Source organism: Bacillus sp. LUNF1 (assembly GCF_011008975.1).
Taxonomy (GTDB): Bacteria; Bacillota; Bacilli; order Bacillales; family Bacillaceae; genus Bacillus; species Bacillus velezensis.
Map to the genome: position 1 here is coordinate 2,787,942 of NZ_CP048876.1, position 20,178 is coordinate 2,808,119.

The window sequence follows — 20,178 nt, forward strand, 5'->3', positions numbered from 1 at the left end:
GCTTTCATAGTAAACGGCTGAATATTCATTCTGAAATGCAAAAAACGGCTGCTGAAATGCAAAAGCCGCCTCATATAATATGAAGCAGCTTTTTTAAGTCCTTGGCGTATGTACGGCTGACGGGAATTTTAGAGCCGTCTTTTAAGATAAGATTGTACGTCGAATTAAACCACGGATGAATTTCCGTAATATGCTCCGTATTCACGATGAACGCGCGGTGCACTCTCAAGAACCCCGTATCAGGCAGTTTTTTCTCAATGACAGCCAAAGTTTCATGAACGGAATAAGACGCGGCAAACGTTTTGACGGAAACGTGCCCGTCTTCCATGCCGGCGAAAATAATGTCCTTCGTATCTAAAATGACAATAGATTCACCGGCTGATACAGCCAGTTTATGCGCTCCGGCTGCGGACGGCTGCTCTGAGACGCCTCCTGCCCTGTCCTGCTTCACTCTTTTAAACTTTCTGATCGTCTGGCGCACTCTTTCTTCATCAAAAGGCTTCGTTAAATAATCGAGCGCGTCGACTTCAAAAGCTTTTAAAGCAAATTGGTCATACGCCGTCGCAAAAACGACGGCCGGCGGATTTTTCATGTTTTTCAGCCGTTTGGCAATGTCAAATCCGTTTTCTCCTGACAAATCAACGTCCAAAAACAGCAGATCCGGTTTTTGATCCATCATGCTGTCAAAAGCGGATTCAATATTTTCTGCTTCGTTTATGTCACTTACTTCATTCGTCCGTTTCAGCAAATAAGCTAATTCATCTCTTGCCAGCATTTCATCATCAACGATTAACACCTTCAGCATGTTCTTCTCCTTTAGTCATCAGTTTCAAAGGCAGCTCAAATGATACGTCCGTACCTTTGCCGGCCTCACTTTCCAATCGCAGGGCTGCTTTGGGGCCGAACAGCCCGATCAGCCGCTGATTTAAATTGTAAAGCGCGGTTCCCGTCCCTTCTTTAGACGGGAGCGGACGGTTTCCGAGCACGGACAGCAATTCCGGATCAATTCCCCGCCCGTTATCTCCAACCCGCATTAAAACCGACTGACGGGCGGATACCACGCTGACATTGACGGCACAGCTGTCCTGCTTTCTTGAAAATGCATGGCGGAGCGCATTTTCGACGAGGATCTGCAGCACAAAAGGAGGAATTTCGATGTCCTCCAAACCGCGTTCGATTTCAAGGCTGATTTTATATTTCCCGGGAAAACGGGCCTGCTCCAATGATAAATATGCCTGCAGATGGTTTAGTTCTTTAGAAAGCGGGATGAGCAGCTGCCTTGCCCCCTGCAGATTGGAACGGAAATAGACGCTGAGCTGCAGCAGAAGCTTTCGGGTTTTTTCCACATCCGTACGGCAAAGAGCAGAAATCGTATTGATCGCATTAAACAGAAAATGCGGATTGACCTGTGCTTGAAGCGCCTTTATTTCTGCGTCTTTCAGCAATTTGCTCTGCAGTTCCGCCTCGCCGAGTTCAAGCTGGGTGGAAAACAGCATGGCGAGTCCTTCTGCAAGCTCTTCTTCAACCCGGCTTAAACCTGACGGGCTTTTAAAGTACATTTTCAGCGTCCCGATCGTTTTGCCGTTTGACGTCAGCGGCAATACAATCGCCGCATGCAGCGGACAAGGATCGTGCGTGCATTCAATTTCTTCCTTTGATGTCGCTTTCATAATATGACCCGTTTTAATGACGCGCTTTGACAATCCGGTAATCAGGCTTTCAGACGGAATATGATGGTCGGCACCCGCGCCGACGTGCGCCAAAATCTTTTCGTTATCCGTAAGCGATACCGCGTCCGTTCCTGTTTGCCTGTGGATGATGGCGGCGACGCTTTTGCATGAGCTTTCATTCAGCCCCTGGCGGAAAAACGGAAGCGTCTGATCGGCAATCATCAGCACCCTATGGGTTTCAAGGGCTCTCGCCCGTTCTTCCTTCCTGATAATCGACTGAATGATCGAAAGAAAAATAAAAGTCCCTGACCCGTTTACCAATATCATCGGGATGCCGATGATGCTCACAAGCGTCCAAGCATCAGAAAACGGCTTGGCCATCAAGAGGATGAGCAGCATTTGCAGTGATTCCATCCCGAGTCCGACAAGCGCGGCCACCCGCGGTGTCGGCATCGCATAGCGTTTTCTGAAATACCGTCCGATCCAGCCGGACAAAATGCCCGCTAAAACGGATGAGACGGCACAGCTGACTGCGGTCGCGCCGCCGAGTGATAAACGATGCAGGCCGGCCAGTATGCCGACGCCGATCCCCACATACGGGCCGCCTAAGAGTCCGCCGATTTCAACGCCCATAATTCTTGTATTGGCAATTGAACCGGACGGATTAATTTGAAACACCCAGTCATTATTCATGATTGTATTCCGCTGAATTTCTATTCCCGTATAGTTGCTGATGATACTGAACAGCGAGAAAATTGAAATCAGCACCGCTTTGCCTTTATAGCTCTCAGGCTGCTGGAGCGCCTGTCTGAACAATCTGGTATGAGCCAGAACAAATCCCAATATGACGATAATTCCGACTCTTTCCAGCATCATGATGATCAAATGCAGCATACTTTTCACCTGTTCTTTCAAATTTTATTTTATCACGTTTTAGAGCCTGAGACAGAATCTGACACAAACCTGCCTGTTTTTTTCAAATCATCTGAAAACAAATCTTTCACAGTCTATATATCTATTGTAGAATAAACGGGAGCCTTGCGGCAGAGAGTTTCAGAATATAACAAAGAGGAGAAGATCATGAAAGCCGTATTTTTTGATTTGGACGATACACTGTTATGGGATGAAAAAAGCGTCAGAACAACATTCAGGGAAACATGTTTACAAGCGGAAAAAAAATATGGCCTTGACCCGCATACATTTGAAGAGGCGGTTCGGAAAGCGGCACGGGAATTGTATATGTCATACGAAACCTATCCTTATACGGTCATGATCGGCATTAATCCGTTTGAAGGATTATGGGCGAATTTTTCCGAGCCGGTCAGCGAAGGATTTAAACAGCTGAATCGGATTGCGCCGGAATACAGACGAAACGCCTGGACGAACGGCTTAAAAAGTGTCGGTATAGACGATGCGGCTTACGGCGAATATTTGGCGGAGTTTTTCGCGGCGGAACGCAGACAGCGGCCGTACGTGTATGATGAAACGTTTGCAGTGCTTGATAAGCTGAAAGGTGTTTATGAATTGCTTCTGCTGACAAACGGCGATCCCAGCCTGCAGAAAGAAAAACTCGCCGGCGTTCCTGAGCTCGCGCCTTATTTTAATGAAATCGTCATCTCAGGCGCTTTCGGAAAAGGGAAACCCGACGCCTCCATATTCGAACATTGCCTCGGCCTCCTGAACCTGGAAAAAGAAGACGCCATTATGGTCGGAGATAACCTCAATACTGATATATTGGGAGCGAAACGGGCAGGTATTACAACAGTCTGGGTAAACCGGACGCAAAAGAAAAATGATACGGACATTGCGCCTGATTACGTGATCAGCGATCTTCACGAGCTGTTTGCAATTATAGAGAAACAAAAAGAAAGATAATTTTATACGCAAAAAAACCCCATTCTGGATGAACGGGGTTTTTTGTATTTCTGGTTATTTTTTCGCTTCGGCTACAGCCTTTTTCACAAAATCGTCCAATGAGACGGTTTCTGATTTCTGCTCGCCGTATTTCCGGACGTTTACCGCGCCGTTTTCCGCTTCTTGGTCACCGACCACAAGCATGTACGGGATTTTTTGCATTTGCGCTTCACGGATTTTATAGCCGATTTTTTCGTCCCGGCTGTCAAGCTCGACACGCAGGCCTTCACGCTGCAGGCGCTCCTGCACTTTTTTCGCATAGTCAAGATGCACGGACGGTGAAACAGGAATGACTTGGAACTGCACCGGCGCAAGCCATGTCGGAAGGGCGCCTTTGTGCTCTTCGATTAAGAAAGCAACGAAACGCTCCATCGTTGACACGACGCCGCGGTGAATAACGACAGGACGGTGCTGTTTGCCGTCTTCTCCGACGTAAGTGAGATCAAAGCGTTCCGGAAGAAGGAAGTCAAGCTGTACAGTTGACAATGTCTCTTCTTTGCCGATCGCCGTTTTCACCTGCACGTCAAGCTTAGGGCCGTAAAACGCCGCTTCGCCTTCCGCTTCATAGTAGTCGTGCCCCATCTCATCCATTGCCGCTTTCAGCATGGACTGCGCTTTGTTCCACATCTCATCATCATCAAAATATTTTTCCGTATCTTCAGGATCGCGGTAAGACAGGCGGAATGTGTAATCATTCAGGCCGAAGTCTTCGTATACGTCTTGAATCAAACGGACCGTGCGGATGAATTCTTCTTTAATCTGGTCAGGGCGGACGAAAATGTGCGCGTCATTTAACGTCATGCCGCGTACGCGCTGAAGACCTGAAAGCGCCCCGGACATTTCATAACGATGCATCGTTCCCAGCTCGGCGATGCGGATCGGGAGCTCGCGGTAGCTGTGAATGTCCTGTTTGTAAATCATCATATGGTGAGGACAGTTCATCGGACGGAGCACGAGTGTTTCATTGTCCATTTCCATCGGCGGAAACATCGTATCCTGATAATGATCCCAGTGCCCTGATGTTTCGTACAGGTCTTTGCTTCCGAGAACAGGCGTATAGACGTGCTCATAACCGAGGCTCAGCTCTTTATCCACAATGTAGCGCTCGATCACGCGTCGGATGGTCGCGCCTTTCGGCAGCCAGAGCGGCAGGCCTTGTCCGACTTTTTGAGAGTTGGCGAACAATTTTAATTCTTTGCCCAGTTTTCGGTGGTCACGCTCTTTCGCTTCTTCAAGCATCCGCAAATGCTCTTTCAAGTCATCCTTTTTAAAGAAGGCCGTGCCGTAAATGCGCTGAAGCATTTGGTTTTTGCTGTCGCCGCGCCAGTACGCGCCCGCAAGGCTCAACAGCTTAAATTCTTTAATTTTGCCTGTAGACGGCACGTGCACGCCGCGGCACAGGTCAAAAAATTCGCCCTGCTCATAAATGGAGACCGTTTCGTCTTCTGGGATGGCATCCAGCAGTTCAAGCTTCAGATTATCGCCGATTTCCGCAAACATGGCTTTTGCTTCATCACGGCTCACTTCTTTTCGGATAATCGGCAGATTTTCACCGACGATGCGTTTCATTTCTTTTTCAATCTTCGGAAGGTCATCCGGCGTCAGCGCCTGCTCCATTTCAACGTCATAATAGAACCCGTTTTCAATGACGGGGCCGACTCCGAATTTCACATCTTTATAAATGCGTTTAATCGCCTGGGCCAATAAATGCGCCGTGCTGTGCCGCATGATGTTCAAGCCTTCTTCTGTGCCTTCTGTAATGATTTCTACGGCACCGTCCTCTTGAATCGGCGTTCTTAAATCAATTTCCTGTCCGTTCAGTTTTCCGGCTAAAGACTTTTTCTTTAATCCCGGACTGATGGATGCCGCGATATCTTCTGTTGTGGTTCCTTTCGGAAATTCCTTTACCGCTCCGTCCGGAAATGTGATGTTGATCATATCTGACATCTTCGTCACTCCTTTTTTTATGCAAATCAAAAACCCCGCCCCCTATGAAAGGGACGAGGTTAAATAAACGGAATCGTGGTTCCACCCTTTTTTCCGCGCGGTCGATTGTTTCGGCACCTGCGGCTCTAAACTCTGTAACGGGAGTTCCCGTCAGCTATTACTGGCGCTTCTTCCGGCGTTCACAGCTGAAGTTCAAAGGCGGTAAAGACAATGATCCATAGCTGGAAAGCTTTCAGCCTAGGGCTCTCCTCTCTTATAAAGCCGGTATCAATGCTTCATGTCCTTATCAATACGTGTAGCAATCATTAATCTTTTATGTATTATAAAATGTCTGCGAGAAAAATGCAACTCGGTTTTTTCCGTCTGATTTCGCACAGACAGCCCTGCCGCCTACGCAAGGCCGTCCGTACGGCTATCCTTCCGTCTTCTCGGCTGCAAACGCGCCCAGCGGGAAAAGGCGCACCCTCTCCTGAAACACGTTTTGAATCGTTCTGGACATCATATGCTCCGGTTTGTCCGTATACAGTTCTACCGTCTCAGGCGCAATGGAGATCAGAGGCGCAAGGAGATGGGAATCTATATACATCGGGTGCTCCCGCACAAACCGTCTGTCTATGTATTTTTTCTGTTCCCGTTCTGACAAATAGCGCAGCTCCCACAGCGTAAAAGCCCGGTCATGTACGATGCGGACTTTCTTCATCCGCGGCGGATTGGATGTCACATAATCTCTCAGAGACTGGATAAAGTTTTGATATTCCTGTTCCATCCGGTATTCATCTATCGCAGCCTCCGCGTATTCTCTGAGCCGCTCATAATACCTGCCGAGCCGGAACGTCTGAAACGAACGCACGGAAAAAACACCCGCATCAAGTGAAATCGTCCGGAGTGCATCTGAAATAAACTGTGTGCGCGGCTCTTTCTTCGGCTCGAACGGATGATCATCAAGCTCTCCTTCCATAATGCTGTGTGCAAGCTGAAGGATTTGCTGCTGTTCATCCTGATCGGTGAAGCAGTATGCATCCTCAATAAGCGAAAGCATATGCTCGTCTTCTTTGCATTCCAAAAAAAACCTGACAAGTATCGGCTCAATAAAGCGCTGAACGCAAAAAGCCGTTTCAGACCTTGCGATTCCGACTTTTTTTATGCCTTCACGGACAATAAAATGTCTCCGGTCGTCCGATTGCTGAATGAGATGTAAAAAAGCGGCGGTATCGTGGTCATCTTCAAAGATCACTTCAAGCATATTTGTCCCCCCTTACGGCATCTGTTACAAGTATATGGGGGATGTTTTTAAAATAGACGTAAAGGTTAGCTTTCACCGCCGAACAAATGGCGCACCTTCTTTTTAAATATAACGGGAAGCGATAAAAATACGATGTAAAGACAGATCACGCAGAGTACGGTCAGCACATTGCCGGACATAAAGCTCGCGCCGAGCACATTCAGGACGATCGTCCCCGGAATGATGCCCGCTGCGGTCGCCAAAAAATACGTCATCGGCCTGACTTTCGATAGGCCCGCGGCATAGCTGATCACATCAAAGTTAACAGGCAGAATGCGCAGGATAAAAATATAAAAGAAGCCATTGGTTTTCATCTGCTTTTGAATGGCTTCCATTTTTCCATGACGGTTTTTCTCATTAAAGGCAAACAGCCACGCCGCAAAAAAAGACGCGGCGGCAGCGCCCATTGAGCCCGCCAGCGTATACACGGTGCCGAAAAACGGGCCGAACGCCAATCCTCCGGCGACGGAAACGATTGATACGGGAAACAGCACAAAAGGCCTGACGATGGAAATTCCGATAAACACAAGCGGCGCAAAAATACCGAACGATAATACCCACAGCCGGATCTCCTTAGGCGACAGATTCAGATATTTGCGGTTTGCCCACAGCAAAAGGCCCGCTCCCGCCGCAGCCGCAGCCCAAGTGACAGCCTTCTTATTCCTCATTCCCTCAAATCCTTCCCATTGGACGCCGGCATCATGAACGGCGGCGGTTTTCCCCGTCAAGACGGATGGGCGAAGCCAAATATAAAATCCGCTCCATCAGTCTTGCCGCTTTTACTTCTTCCTTTTCTCCCCGCTGTGAATACGTAAAATGATGCTTCAGCTCGTCTGGTGAAAAATTAGACGAGAAGAAAGTGGGAAGCTGCTGGCTCATTCTGTGCTGAAGCACGGTGCCGATGACCTCATCTCTGACCCAGCTTGTCATTGACTCCGCTCCGATGTCATCAAGCATCAGTACGGGCGTCGTTTTTACCATATTCAGTTTCGCCTCCAATGACTGATCCTGGAGCGAGTTTTTCAGCTCTCTGACAAATTCGGGAACATATACGATCATTGATGAATACTCTTTTTCCGCCAGTTCGTTAGCAATGGCGGCTAAAATAAATGTCTTTCCGATTCCGAATTTTCCGTACAGGTACAGCCCTTTGCCTTTTCCCGTTTCATTATAGCTCTTCAGAAAATCCGTCACATGCTGGAAAATGCCGACTCTGCTCGGATCGGTAATGTCGATCTGCTGAAACGTCGCGCCGAGAAGATCCTGCTGGATATACATGCTCTTCATCAGGGACTTTTGCCTTTTCTGGCGGTCGAGCTTTCTCTTTTCCGGACATTCGTAATATTCAATATCGATGGAACGCCCGTTGATCACAAGCTTCGGATGATAGCCTTCAAGCAGGCTGTTCGTCCGGCTGTCTTTCGAACAGAAGGCGCACTGCTTGCTTTGCTGAACGAATTCGTACAGTTTATTTAATCCTCTGTCAATCATGCTTTGATTGATTACATCTTTCTGTTCCTTCAAAAAAGCCTGGACGTCTTCGTCGGCCATGACTTGCTGCTGCATTCGTTCCAGGCGTTTTTGAAAGTCAGGTCTTTTCGTCACGCCTTCTAATGATCGGCTGATCGGTTCCATTCAATATCACCCCGCTTCTCTGTCTCAATAGGCAGAGTATTTTTTCAGTTTTTTCATTTCTTCCATCATTTTTTTCTTCTGTTCTTCAAGATCCTGCGCGGAAAGAGCCGGCTGTTCTTGTTTCTTCCCGGTTTCTTCTTCTTTCATCCAATCAGGGCGCTTTTCTTCCCGGACGGTTTTTTTGCTGCGCGCCGCGCCGTTTGTTTTGCCGTCCGCCCAATCAAGATATTGCCTGTGCTCTTCTATTGCGAGCTTCATTGCTTCCCGTACCGTTTTGACTTTCTTTCTGGCCCAGTGGGCGGCGATTTTTTGGATATAGTTTTTGGACAGCTTCATATCCGTTTTCAGCATGACATAATAAATCAGCACATTGGTGACGCCGGGCTCAAGCTTTTGTTCGAACATAATATCGGCGATAATCTGCAAGTCGGCTTTTGACGGCTCGGTCCCGTCCGCAATGTCCTGAAGAAGCTTTCTCGGTGATATGGTCTCAAGCTGTGCGATGAGTTCGCCGTTCAATGAATCGTCCTTTTCCGTCCGGTTTTCTCTCAAGGTGACAGGCTGTGTTTTATCAATCAGTTCCGGAAGCTTCCCGCTTCTTTCAATTTGGTACCAGTCGCTGGCCGCTTTCCTCAGCGCTTCGGCCGTTATCGTATCTTGTTCATTAATTGCGGTCATGACGACGTGCTGCATGGAGATAGGATCTATTCCGTATAAATATGAAAGCTTTTTAATGCTCTCCCGCACGTCCTGTGTGATTGATTTACGCGGTATCATCGTTTCTGACAGTCCCGCCATGAAAAGCTCAAAATCAAACACTTCCTCCGTCACCGTATAGGAAGGCGCTTGTCCGACAGACGCCGTCTCATAGTCCTCGGGGAGCTTCATCGCCTCTTCCATATCAGGCGTCATTTTCCATTCACTCGGCTGAAAAGAGGCAAAGGCGTGATTAAACGGACGGGTAATTTCCCTTGCGTCCGCGCCGACGGAAGGATGCGTGTAAAATTGTCTCAGCTGCTGGTATTTCGTTTTACCGACTCTGTTATAAAGAAAGACATTCAGCATGCCGTCTTCAAAAAAATCATTCGGTCTGAGCGGGGGAAGCAGCTCATAAATAAACATCCGCTCTTTTTGCTCGGACTCCCGGATATACACTTTCAGCAGCCCGATTCCTTCAAGCTTTCCCTGTTCATGATGAATCTTTTTTAAATTTGACTGCATCATGCCCATCAGCTGCCTGTGCGTGGATTCCGCTCCCCACAAGCGGTTCTGCTCAAGCTCCCCCCATAAGGTCATATAAAGGGAGAATGCAAAAGAACCGATCAGCGGCTGGTACAGATGTGTCAAAACCTGTCTGTCGACATCCTGAAGAAGCGAACGGCTTTTGACCGTATAAGGATCTACAGGCAATACGTCATTCCAATAGTCAGCCATGATTCTCAAACCTTCCGATATGTTTCTACTCTCATTTTACACCGTTTCTGCGATCTATCAAATGCCAATTTTGCTCATGAGAAAAGAGCCAGACACAATCTCTTAGCTCTCTCAGCGTTCTTTCTTTATTAAATCTTTCAATTCATCGATAAACACGTTTATATCCTTAAACTGCCGGTAGACGGAGGCAAAGCGGACATAAGACACCTCATCGATTTTCGCCAGACGGTCCATTACCATTTCTCCGACAAGTTCGCTTTTGACTTCAGATACGCCTTGGTTTCTCAGCTCTTTTTCAATATCAAAGCACATGTCTTCCAATGTTTTTAAAGGAACGGGCCTTTTTTCACAAGCTTTAATTAACCCGCGCAGCATTTTTTCACGGCTGAATTCTTCCCGGACGCCTTCTTTTTTCACGACGATCAGAGGCATCTCTTCAAACTTCTCAAATGTAGTGAAGCGGTAATGGCAGGCTTCGCATTCCCGCCTTCTGCGGATTGATTTCCCTTCGTCCGCAGGCCGTGAATCAAGTACGCGGGAACCGTTATGCTGGCATGAAGGACATTTCAAATTGGATCAGCTCCCATCTGTTTCGTTGCTGTAATGCGGTTCGCAAGCTTCCGGTAAATGCCCGCCAACGTTTCTAGGATGAGCCTATTTGTTGGGAGAGCCGATAGACCGGCCTTATCTTTTCTATTTTACAAAAAAAATGCTTAAAGAAAAAGCAATGCTGTTTTTTTACATTAGAAAAGGAGCATCAGCTTCAAAGCGCGTAATGGCTTTTTCAGCTTAGCTCCCTTGTGTTTGCGTTTTGAAAATTACAGTACTTTCGCTTGTGCCTGTTTAATCTGTACAGGCCCCATTCCTCTCGGTATTTCAATGTTTTCTCTTGTATCTGCATGTAATGCGTCCGCAATGTAATCCGCAGCCACATTAGGATCCAGGTCTCCACAAGTATAAACATCAATGCTTGCATATCCGTGTTCAGGAAAACTGTGAATCGTTAAATGTGACTCAGAGATGATAACGACTCCGCTTACGCCTTGCGGTGCAAATTTGTGAAATGCGACCTCACGCACTTCAGCTCCTGATTTCAAAGCAGCATTTACAAACGTTTTTTCAATAAAATCCATGTCATTGAGCTTATCAAAATCGCATCCCCACAGCTCGGAGATGACGTGACGCCCCATTGTTTCCATAATCATGGACCCCCCTTAACAAGAATTAAAAAAGTGAATTTCCGAGAACTGACCCGGCCATTTACCACGGGGGAAAGTTAGTCCGGAGAGGTCCTAACCCTTTAAGTAATTCCGAAGCAGTCACGAGCAAGAAGTTCACGAAAGATAGTATACTGTGTTTAAGTTTATTTTGCAAGGTGTGTTTTTTGCGAATATGCCGTTAAGGGTTTTTTTCTAACAAATGTCCATGATCTTTAGTCTACACAGCTGACGGGTGTTTCATTCGCGCGGCGACATGACGGATAAGATCAACGACCCGGCAGGAATATCCCCATTCATTGTCATACCAGGCGAGCACCTTTACTTTTCGGCCTTCCATCACCATCGTTGTCAGTCCGTCGATGATCGCAGAGTGTGAATTCGTATTATAATCCGAAGAAACGAGCGGCTCATCCGAATAATCAAGAATTCCGTACATCGACGTTTTTGCGGCTCTTTGGAAAGCGGCGTTCACTTGCTCGGCCGACACATCTGTTTTCAGATCGCAGACAAGGTCCACTAATGACACATTCGGAACGGGAACACGCAAAGCAAGACCGTGAAGTTTTCCTTTCAAATGAGGCAGCACGAGCGACAGCGCTTTGGCGGCGCCTGTAGAAGTCGGAATGATGGATTCTCCGCACGCTCTCGCCCTCCGCAGATCTTTATGCGGATTGTCGATATTTTTTTGATCATTCGTGTAAGCGTGAACAGTCGTCATCAGGCCGCTTTCAATCCCGAATTCCTGATCAAGCACTTTGACGACCGGCGCAAGACAGTTTGTCGTGCAGGATGCATTTGAAATAATGACATGTTCATCGGGATTGAACTGCTCTTCATTTACTCCCATGACAATGGTAACGTCTTCATTTTTGCCCGGAGCCGTTAAAATAACTTTTTTCGCTCCTGCTTCAATATGGCTCATTGCTTTTTCTTTTGAATTAAATTTCCCCGTTGCCTCTACGACGATGTCTATTCCGCATTCTTTCCACGGAAGCTCTCTCGGGTCCCGGCGATTGAACAGCATAATATGTTTTCCATTGACGATCAGACTGTCGTCGGAGGTCTCAACTTCTTGATCGTATTTGCCGTGAATTGTGTCATACTTTATCAAATGAGCAAGCGTTTCCGGGGGATAGCTTGCATTAATGGCTGTTATTTGAATTTGATCATCTTCCATTGCTTTTCTGAACACCATTCTTCCGATTCTTCCAAACCCGTTGATTGCTACATTTACCTTCATACTCAGGTCACCCCTTTTTAATATGCCACTCTAATTTACCTTTATTTATATATAGTATAACACATTAAAAGAAATCCGCCAGTACAACTTGATAAAAATCCACCCTTATACCGATCAATATGTTGTTCAATCGGTTTTTTTGCATATAAAATGATCTTTCTTCCATAAAAAAAGCAGGATCAGCGTCTCAGGCTGCCTGCTTTTTTCTTATATTTGTCCCGGTTCTTTGAATTTGTCATTTAAAATGCTGTCCTCTAAAACGGAAGACACCTCGCCGTACCGTTTAGCAATATGCATCGCGCCCCAGTCGCACAGCGCGTTTAAAATTCTTTCCAGACTGTGCCCGTATTCACTCAGCTCGTATTCCACTTTCGGCGGCACCTGATTGTACACGATCCGGTTGATGACGCCGTCAGCTTCCAGCTCCCGCAATTGCTGTGTCAGCATCTTCTGGGTGATGTCCGGCATAAGCCGCTTCAATTCGCTTGTCCGTTTTTTCCCGCGCATGAGGTGGCAGAGGATCACACACTTCCATTTTCCGCCGATCACTTCAAGCGCCGCTTCTACGGATATATTGTATTTTTTCTTCAGCAACGGTAATTCCTCCTCATCTATAGGAACTAAAAAGTGCCTATGGCACTTAAAAGTACGTTCTTTTCAATGACACTTCTATCGATCATAATGACATTTGCCGGCTGAAAAGGAATGTACTCTTATACTTATATCGTTTACCCGGCATCATTTCAACCATACATTATCGTTCAAGGAGGAAAACAGATGTCTTCACATCGCCAAAGCTATTTACCAGCGCTGCTGGCATTAGCCGTCAGCGCTTTTGCGATCGGCACAACCGAATTTATCAGCGTCGGGCTGCTGCCGCTTATATCTCAAGATCTGCATATACCTGTGACAACGGCGGGGCTTACCGTTTCCATGTATGCTCTGGGCGTAACGATCGGCGCGCCGGTTTTAACATCTCTCACATCCGGCATGTCACGGAAAACGCTGCTGCTCTGGGTGATGTTAATTTTTATCGCCGGAAATACACTCGCAGCGAGCGCTTCCTCAATCGGCGTCTTACTGGCGGCACGGGTTATTTCGGCTTTTTCCCACGGCATTTTCATGTCAATCGGGGCAACAATCGCCGCCAATATCGTGCCGGAGCATAAAAGAGCAAGCGCGATTTCCATTATGTTTACGGGGCTGACGGTGGCTACGGTGACCGGCGTTCCGTTCGGCACCTATCTCGGCCAGCAATTCGGCTGGAGAATCGCATTTGCCGTCATTGTGGCGGTAGGAATCATCGCATTCCTCACAAACGCGCTTCTCGTTCCGTCGCATTTGCGTAAAGGGACGAAAACCGCATTTTCCGAGCAGGTCAAACTCGTCACAAACGGCCGGTTATTGCTTTTATTTATTATTACCGCGTTAGGCTACGGCGGAACGTTTGTCGTGTTTACGTATTTATCTCCGCTTCTTCAGGAGGTAACCGGTTTTCAGAAAGAAACCGTCGCGGCCATCCTGCTCATTTACGGAATTGCGATTGCTATCGGAAACATGATTGGAGGCCGTTTATCAAACCGGAATCCGCTGAAAGCCTTGTTTTATATGTTCATTGTCCAGGCTGCTGTGCTGTTTGTTCTGACTTTTACCGCGCCGTTTAAAACAGCCGGGCTGATCACCATTATTTTCATGGGGCTGTTGGCGTTTATGAATGTGCCGGGGCTTCAGGTATATGTTGTGATGCTGAGTGAACGTTTTGCGCCAAGCGCCGTTGATACAGCATCAGCCTTAAACATCGCGGCATTCAATGCCGGAATCGCGATCGGCTCGTTTGCCGGCGGAATCATTACAGACTCAATCGGAATCATTCATACCGCTTGGATCGGGGCGCTGATGGTGCTCAGCGCGGTCGTATTAACCGGATGGAGCAGGAAGCTTGAAAAGCGGGATCGCACTGCTCTTGAAAGGAGGTGAGTTTTTCTTCAGCGCATTTTGATTGTTTCAACAGACAACTAATAGGAGGAATATATACATGACAACACATTTACAAGCAAAAGCAACATTGCATAACGGAGTAGAGATGCCTTGGTTCGGCATCGGCGTTTTCAAAGTAGAGGAAGGCGCGGAACTCGTCAACGCGGTGAAAACGGCATTGGTGCACGGCTATCGCAGCGTTGATACCGCCGCGATTTACGGAAATGAAGAGGGTGTCGGCGAAGGCATCCGCCAAGGACTGCAAGAAGCGGGATTAAAACGTGAAGACATTTTTGTCACGTCAAAAGTGTGGAATGCCGATTTAGGATATGAAGAAACGTTAAAAGCGTTTGACACAAGCTTAGAAAAACTCGGTTTAGATTATTTGGATTTATATTTGATTCATTGGCCTGTCGAAGGAAAGTACATCGATGCGTGGCGGGCGCTCGAAACCCTCTACAGGGATGGACGCATCAAGGCGATCGGGGTCAGCAATTTCCAAATTCACCATCTGAAACATCTCATGAAAGAAACGGAAATCAAGCCGATGATCAACCAGGTGGAGTACCACCCGCGTCTGACACAGAAAGAACTGCTTGCTTTCTGCACTGAACAAGGCATTCAGCTTGAAGCGTGGTCGCCATTGATGCAAGGGCAGCTGCTTGATCATCCCGTCTTACAGGAGATCGCTGAGAAGTACGGCAAATCAGCCGCTCAAGTGATTTTGCGCTGGGATTTGCAAAACGGTGTCATCACCATTCCGAAATCAACTAAAAAACACCGTATTGAAGAAAATGCAAATGTCTTTGATTTCGAACTGTCAGCTGACGATATGAAGCGGATTGATGATCTGAACGAAAACCTCCGTGTCGGTCCTGACCCTGACAATTTTGATTTTTAACCAGAAAAACACCGTTCGGCTTTCCGAGCGGTGTTTGTTTATGCCCAGCCGCTCAATACTTCCTCAAGCTGGTGCTTTGTATATTCAAGACTGCCGCTGTTATCAATGACGGCGTCAGCTTTTTTTGTTTTGTCCGCTAAAGGCATTTGCGACGTTATCCGGCTCATCGCTTCTTCTTCTGTAAGGGAATTCCGCTCCATCAGCCGTTTGAGCTGAATGTCTGCCGGTACGGTGACGACGAGCACCTTGCCGACAAGATAATCAAGCCCGCTTTCATACAAAAGCGGTATATCCAAAACGACGAACTGCTCTTTTCTCGCAACGGCTTCATCCCGCTGTTTCAGCATTTCCGCACGTACCGCCGGATGAACGATCTGATTCAGCTTCAGACGCTTCTGTTCGTCAGTGAAAACGATAGAACCGAGTTTTTTTCTGTCAATATCGCCATTTTCCAGCAGGATGTCTTTTCCGAATGCTTCCACAATTTGTCCGTAAGCCGGCATTCCTTTTTCCACCGCCTGTTTTGCGATGACATCCGCATCAATGACTGTTATTTTTTTGTCGATCAGCATACGCGCTACCGTGCTTTTGCCGCTTGCGATGCCTCCCGTTAAACCGATGACCAAGCTCAAAAAGCCCACTCCTTCTTACATTTTCCAAATCCCGATGATAATCAGCAGGACTCCCGGCAAAAATGTCATTTTATCTATCCAATTCCATCTTGAAAGCAAATGCCCCGCGTTTATGCCGAGTGAAACAAACAGCGAGCTCATCAGCCCGACAGTCACGCTCATCATAACCGGAGAAAAGCCGAGAATGGCCGATCCCAGCCCGGCGCCAAACGCGTCAATGGATAAGGCGATACCGAGCAGAAGCGCCTCGACTCCGTTAATGGTTCCGGATTGATCAATATCGGCGCTGGTCGGTTTTTTCAAAATGTGAATGACGATGCCGAGCGATTTCACTTCAAGATTAAGTAGCGTTTTTTCATGCAATAAGTAATCCGGCTCTTTAGCCGGTTTAAAAAATTGCCAGATGACCCATGCCCCGATTCCGATTAAGATCAGCCCGCCCAGTTTTTCCGTGACGGATACGGGAAAAATCTTTGTCAGAAAATGGCCGATCAGCATGGATATAAACATCACAGAGGCTGAACAGCAAGCGATCACGGCAATCGCTTTGAACGGGATTTTCATTTTTCTCAAACCATACGTAAACCCGACTGAAAAACTGTCCAAGCTGACAGCAAAAGCCAAAAGCAGCAAAGAAGCAATCTCCATATCCGTTTCTCCCTTTCTCTTGATCGGCAATTGTGACATATGCCTATTGGGTGAATCACAATATATATATGGAGAAAGGTCATCAACTGTGTTAGAAAAAAGTCATTCTGCTGCCGCCTGCTTGTACAGCTTCAGTTTATGATTTTTTTTGGCAGCGGGCGCAAAAATGCGTCCCCCTTCCGCCGACCACGATTTTAGAAATCATCGTGCCGCACGTTTTGCACGGTTCATCCTTTTTGCCGTATACGTAATGTTTGAGCTGAAACATTCCGATCTCCCCTTGAGAATTGATATAAGACCGGACGGTGCTCCCGCCCGCGTCAATCGCTTCCTGAAGGGTGTCTTTAATTTCTGTATGAAGCGTTTTTATCTGCCCGTCTGACAGACTGTTCGCTTTTGTCTCAGGATGAATACGCGCCCGGAATAAAGCTTCATCGACATAAATATTGCCGAGGCCGACGACCGCTTTTTGGTCGAGCAGGGCTGTTTTCACCGCGCGGTTCGTTTTTGCAAGCCGCTCTTTTAAATAAGCAGCGGTAAATGCTTCATCATCGGGTTCGGGCCCGAGCTGTGAAAGCGGTAATGCATTCAATTCCTCTCCCGGCGCAAACAAATGCATCGTGCCGAATTTCCGGACATCCCTGTAGCGGAGCTGTGTTCCGTCCGTCATGTGAAACACGACGTGCACATGTTTATCGTCAGGCTCATCGGCCTGATGAAGGCCGTATTTCCCCTCCATCCGCAGGTGGGACACCATGACATAATGATCCAGATGGAAAAGCAAAAACTTTCCCCTTCTTCCGATGGATCGGATGGTTTCTCCTGCAATCTGCCGCGCGAATTCCTCCGGCTCGGCGGGTTTTTTGATGATATTCGGCCATCTGATATCCGCCGATTCAATCGTTTTCCCCTTCACAAGACCGGTCAGAGTGCGCCGGACCGTTTCAACTTCTGGTAATTCCGGCACAATCATCACTTCCTTTTTCTCTGTTTATTTTGCATCGTACCAAGACGGCCCTGAAGCATAATCCGCCTTCAGCGGCACGTCTAACGCCAAAGCATGCTCCATCACTTCAGGAACCAGCTTCTCTAATATTTCAATTTCTTCCTTAGGCGCTTCAAAAATCAATTCATCGTGCACCTGAAGCAGCAGTCGTGCCTTCAAGTTTTTTTCTTTCAGCTCAGCTGCCATGTCAATCATGGCTTTTTTAATAATATCGGCGGCGCTTCCCTGAATCGGCGTATTCATGGCCGTCCGTTCCGCAAAGCTCCGCAGGTTGAAGTTGCGGCTGGTCAGCTCAGGAATATAGCGGCGGCGCTGCATAAGTGTCGTGACATATCCTTTTTGCTTCGCTTCCTGCACCGATTCTTCCATATATGCCTTGACGCCCGGGAAGCTCTCCAAATAGCGGTCTATAAAAGCGCCCGCTTCTTTCCGGGTGATGCCGAGGTTTTGTGATAGTCCGTAATCACTGATGCCGTAAACAATGCCGAAATTGACGGCCTTTGCCTGGCGGCGCATCGCTTGTGTCACTTCATCTTCACTGACATGAAACACGTCCATGGCGGTTTTTGTGTGAATGTCCATGTCATTCGTAAACGCCTCGATCAGATTTTCATCTTTTGAAATATGCGCAAGCACCCTTAATTCAATTTGTGAATAATCGGCGGCGAAAATAAGCCAGTCCGGTTCGGACGGTACGAAAGCCTGACGGATTTTCCGCCCTTCCTCCAGCCGGATCGGAATATTTTGCAGGTTCGGATCCGTTGAGCTGAGGCGTCCGGTTTGAGTCAACGCCTGATTGAATCGTGTATGCACCTTATGAGAATCCTTGCGCGTGACCTTCAGCAGCCCTTCAATATAAGTCGATTGGAGTTTGCCGATTTGTCTGTATTGCAGAATGTACGCGACGATATCATGTTTGTCGGCGAGCTTCTCAAGCACATCGGCTGAAGTGGAATAGCCTGTTTTTGTTTTCTTTACTGGCGGCAGGCCGAGTTTTTCAAACAGAATGACGCCGAGCTGTTTTGGTGAATTGATGTTAAACGGTTCACCGGCGATGTCATGGATTTTTTCTTCATATTCTTTCAGCTTCGCCTTGAGCTCTTCGCCCATTCGCTTCAGTCTTTCAACATCCACTTTGACGCCCATTGATTCCATTTCTCCGAGAATAAGCGCAAGCGGGAGTTCGAGATCTTCATATAATTCAAGCTGATTATTTTCTTCCAAAGCGTCAAGCAGTTTGTCACGAAGGCTGTTAACGGCAGACGCTTTCCGCGCGAGATGATCAGCAAGCTCTTTTTCAGCCGGAATAGCGCGCTTTGCGCCTTTTCCGTATACCGCTTCATCTTTTGAAACGATATTCAGCCCGTATTCTTTCGCTACGCTCGCGACATCGTCGTACGAATTGCCCGGGTTTATAATGTAGGCAGCAAGAAGCGCGTCAAATTCCGTTCCCTTCAGCTCAATTCCCTGCCAGCGCAAAGCGACGACGGAACGTTTGCTGTCGAACACCCATTTTTTCATCGATTCATCTTCAGCCCAAGATTTAAAAGCTTCAGACTGAATGGCGATTTCTTTCGGAATATAATAAAGACCTGTTTCATTCACGATGGAAAAGCCGAGGATCGGTTCTTCGTGATAGTTATCACCGATTTGTTCGACGACCAAAGCGGACGGCGAAACGAGCATATCTTCGGTGATTTCTTCTGCCGTTTCGACATTGATGTCTTCAAAATTTTCTTCCGCCGTTTCCCCGCTTTCTTCACCGAGCCGCTCAAGAAGCGTATTAAAACCGAGGTCTTTAAAAATGGCAACAACTTGTTCACGGTCAAACCCTTTGTAATCTAAATCTTCGGGCTTGACTTCAATCGGCGCATTTGTCATAATCGTCGCCAGCTCTTTGCTCATCAGGGCTTGTTCCTTATATTCTTCAAGCTTTTCTTTTAATTTTTTTCCGCTGACTTCATCAATGGAATCAAGCAGTTTCTCAACCGAATGGAACTGCTTTAAGAGCTTAATCGCGGTTTTTTCTCCGACGCCGGGGACGCCCGGTATATTATCGGATGAATCCCCCATTAATCCCTTCATATCAATGATTTGCAAAGGGGTCAGACCGTACTTTTCTTGCACGTGCTCCGGCGTGTAATCTTCCACGTCGGTAATGCCTTTTCTCGTAATGGCAACGGTCGTTTTCCCGGTTGCAAGCTGGGTTAAGTCCTTGTCCCCCGACACTACCTTTACTTCGAAGCCGTCTTTTTCAGCAGATACGGCAAGGGTGCCGATAATATCGTCCGCTTCATATTCAGGAAGCTCGTAGCGGCTGATGTTATAGGCATCAAGGAGCTCGCGGATGAACGGCATCTGTTCTGAAAGCTCCGGCGGCGTTTTTTGTCTTCCGCCTTTATATTCTTTAAACGTGCTGTGGCGGAAAGTGGTTTTTCCCGCATCAAAAGCCACCAGCATGTGGGTCGGCTTTTCATCTTCCAGCATTTTCATTAAAATCATCGCAAACCCGTATACGGCATTTGTATGAATGCCTTTTTCATTGCTTAAAAGCGGCAATGCAAAAAACGCCCGGTATGCCAGACTGTTTCCGTCGACAAGCACTAATTTTTTTCGTTCCGTCATTCAATATCCTCCTAAGAGCAAAAGCTCGTCATTCCTCTATTTTTTAA

The 20,178-nt window shown here is 47.3% G+C and carries 18 protein-coding genes; 3 read left to right on the top strand and 15 right to left on the bottom strand.

Going from position 1 to position 20,178, the window contains the following annotated elements:
* Positions 1-70 precede the first annotated feature (70 nt).
* Positions 71-805 carry a LytR/AlgR family response regulator transcription factor gene (locus tag G4O42_RS13650; RefSeq protein WP_032873726.1) on the bottom strand — a complete coding sequence of 245 codons (735 nt, stop codon included), beginning with the start codon at positions 803-805 and terminating at the stop codon, positions 71-73.
* Complete coding sequence (locus G4O42_RS13655; RefSeq protein ID WP_032873724.1) at positions 783-2,564, bottom strand: sensor histidine kinase; 1,782 nt, start codon at positions 2,562-2,564, stop codon at positions 783-785. Before G4O42_RS13655 ends, G4O42_RS13650 begins: the two co-directional genes overlap by 23 nt.
* Positions 2,565-2,750: 186 nt before the next feature.
* On the opposite strand from G4O42_RS13655, the gene G4O42_RS13660 reads away from it, so the two are divergent.
* Complete coding sequence (locus G4O42_RS13660; protein WP_032873721.1) at positions 2,751-3,545, top strand: HAD family hydrolase; 795 nt, start codon at positions 2,751-2,753, stop codon at positions 3,543-3,545.
* Between the two features lie 54 nt (positions 3,546-3,599).
* Here G4O42_RS13660 and thrS read toward each other — a convergent pair whose 3' ends face one another.
* From thrS to G4O42_RS13705, 9 genes are all read right to left on the bottom strand, one after another.
* The gene (gene thrS, locus G4O42_RS13665; RefSeq protein ID WP_012118154.1) at positions 3,600-5,531 is read right to left on the bottom strand and encodes a threonine--tRNA ligase; all 1,932 of its coding nucleotides are present in this window, start codon (positions 5,529-5,531) and stop codon (positions 3,600-3,602) included.
* A gap of 412 nt (positions 5,532-5,943) precedes the next feature.
* Entirely contained in the window at positions 5,944-6,774 is an 831-nt protein-coding gene (gene ytxC, locus G4O42_RS13670; RefSeq protein ID WP_015240356.1) for a putative sporulation protein YtxC, read from the bottom strand.
* 65 nt (positions 6,775-6,839) lie between these two features.
* Complete coding sequence (locus G4O42_RS13675) at positions 6,840-7,481, bottom strand: TVP38/TMEM64 family protein (RefSeq protein ID WP_032874139.1); 642 nt, start codon at positions 7,479-7,481, stop codon at positions 6,840-6,842.
* A gap of 31 nt (positions 7,482-7,512) precedes the next feature.
* On the bottom strand, positions 7,513-8,448 hold the full coding sequence (dnaI, locus tag G4O42_RS13680; protein WP_032873717.1) for a primosomal protein DnaI: 936 nt from the start codon (positions 8,446-8,448) through the stop codon (positions 7,513-7,515).
* A 24-nt stretch (positions 8,449-8,472) separates the two neighbouring features.
* Complete coding sequence (dnaB, locus tag G4O42_RS13685) at positions 8,473-9,882, bottom strand: replicative helicase loading/DNA remodeling protein DnaB (protein WP_032873715.1); 1,410 nt, start codon at positions 9,880-9,882, stop codon at positions 8,473-8,475.
* Between the two features lie 111 nt (positions 9,883-9,993).
* Entirely contained in the window at positions 9,994-10,452 is a 459-nt protein-coding gene (gene nrdR, locus G4O42_RS13690) for a transcriptional regulator NrdR (RefSeq protein WP_003152473.1), read from the bottom strand.
* A gap of 248 nt (positions 10,453-10,700) precedes the next feature.
* Complete coding sequence (gene speD, locus G4O42_RS13695; protein ID WP_003152471.1) at positions 10,701-11,081, bottom strand: adenosylmethionine decarboxylase; 381 nt, start codon at positions 11,079-11,081, stop codon at positions 10,701-10,703.
* Between the two features lie 238 nt (positions 11,082-11,319).
* Positions 11,320-12,342, bottom strand: coding sequence for a glyceraldehyde-3-phosphate dehydrogenase (locus tag G4O42_RS13700; protein WP_032873712.1), 1,023 nt, complete (start codon positions 12,340-12,342; stop codon positions 11,320-11,322).
* A 207-nt stretch (positions 12,343-12,549) separates the two neighbouring features.
* Positions 12,550-12,936 (bottom strand): winged helix-turn-helix transcriptional regulator, encoded by a 387-nt coding sequence (locus G4O42_RS13705; RefSeq protein WP_003152469.1) that lies wholly within the window; start codon positions 12,934-12,936, stop codon positions 12,550-12,552.
* 183 nt (positions 12,937-13,119) lie between these two features.
* Between G4O42_RS13705 and G4O42_RS13710 the strand changes: the two genes are divergently transcribed.
* Positions 13,120-14,319, top strand: a complete 1,200-nt coding sequence (locus G4O42_RS13710) for an MFS transporter (RefSeq protein WP_032873710.1) — start codon at positions 13,120-13,122, stop codon at positions 14,317-14,319.
* A 58-nt stretch (positions 14,320-14,377) separates the two neighbouring features.
* On the top strand, positions 14,378-15,220 hold the full coding sequence (locus G4O42_RS13715) for an aldo/keto reductase (RefSeq protein WP_003152464.1): 843 nt from the start codon (positions 14,378-14,380) through the stop codon (positions 15,218-15,220).
* A 38-nt stretch (positions 15,221-15,258) separates the two neighbouring features.
* Here the strand turns inward: G4O42_RS13715 and coaE are convergent, their stop codons facing one another.
* The 4 genes from coaE to polA form a co-directional block, all read right to left on the bottom strand.
* Positions 15,259-15,852, bottom strand: a complete 594-nt coding sequence (gene coaE / locus G4O42_RS13720; RefSeq protein ID WP_032873708.1) for a dephospho-CoA kinase — start codon at positions 15,850-15,852, stop codon at positions 15,259-15,261.
* Between the two features lie 15 nt (positions 15,853-15,867).
* Positions 15,868-16,500 carry a sporulation membrane protein YtaF gene (gene ytaF, locus G4O42_RS13725; protein ID WP_032873706.1) on the bottom strand — a complete coding sequence of 211 codons (633 nt, stop codon included), beginning with the start codon at positions 16,498-16,500 and terminating at the stop codon, positions 15,868-15,870.
* A 136-nt stretch (positions 16,501-16,636) separates the two neighbouring features.
* Positions 16,637-17,467, bottom strand: a complete 831-nt coding sequence (gene mutM, locus G4O42_RS13730) for a DNA-formamidopyrimidine glycosylase (RefSeq protein WP_015417984.1) — start codon at positions 17,465-17,467, stop codon at positions 16,637-16,639.
* Positions 17,468-17,491: 24 nt separating this feature from the next.
* Complete coding sequence (gene polA, locus G4O42_RS13735; RefSeq protein WP_032873704.1) at positions 17,492-20,131, bottom strand: DNA polymerase I; 2,640 nt, start codon at positions 20,129-20,131, stop codon at positions 17,492-17,494.
* Positions 20,132-20,178: the final 47 nt, after the last annotated feature.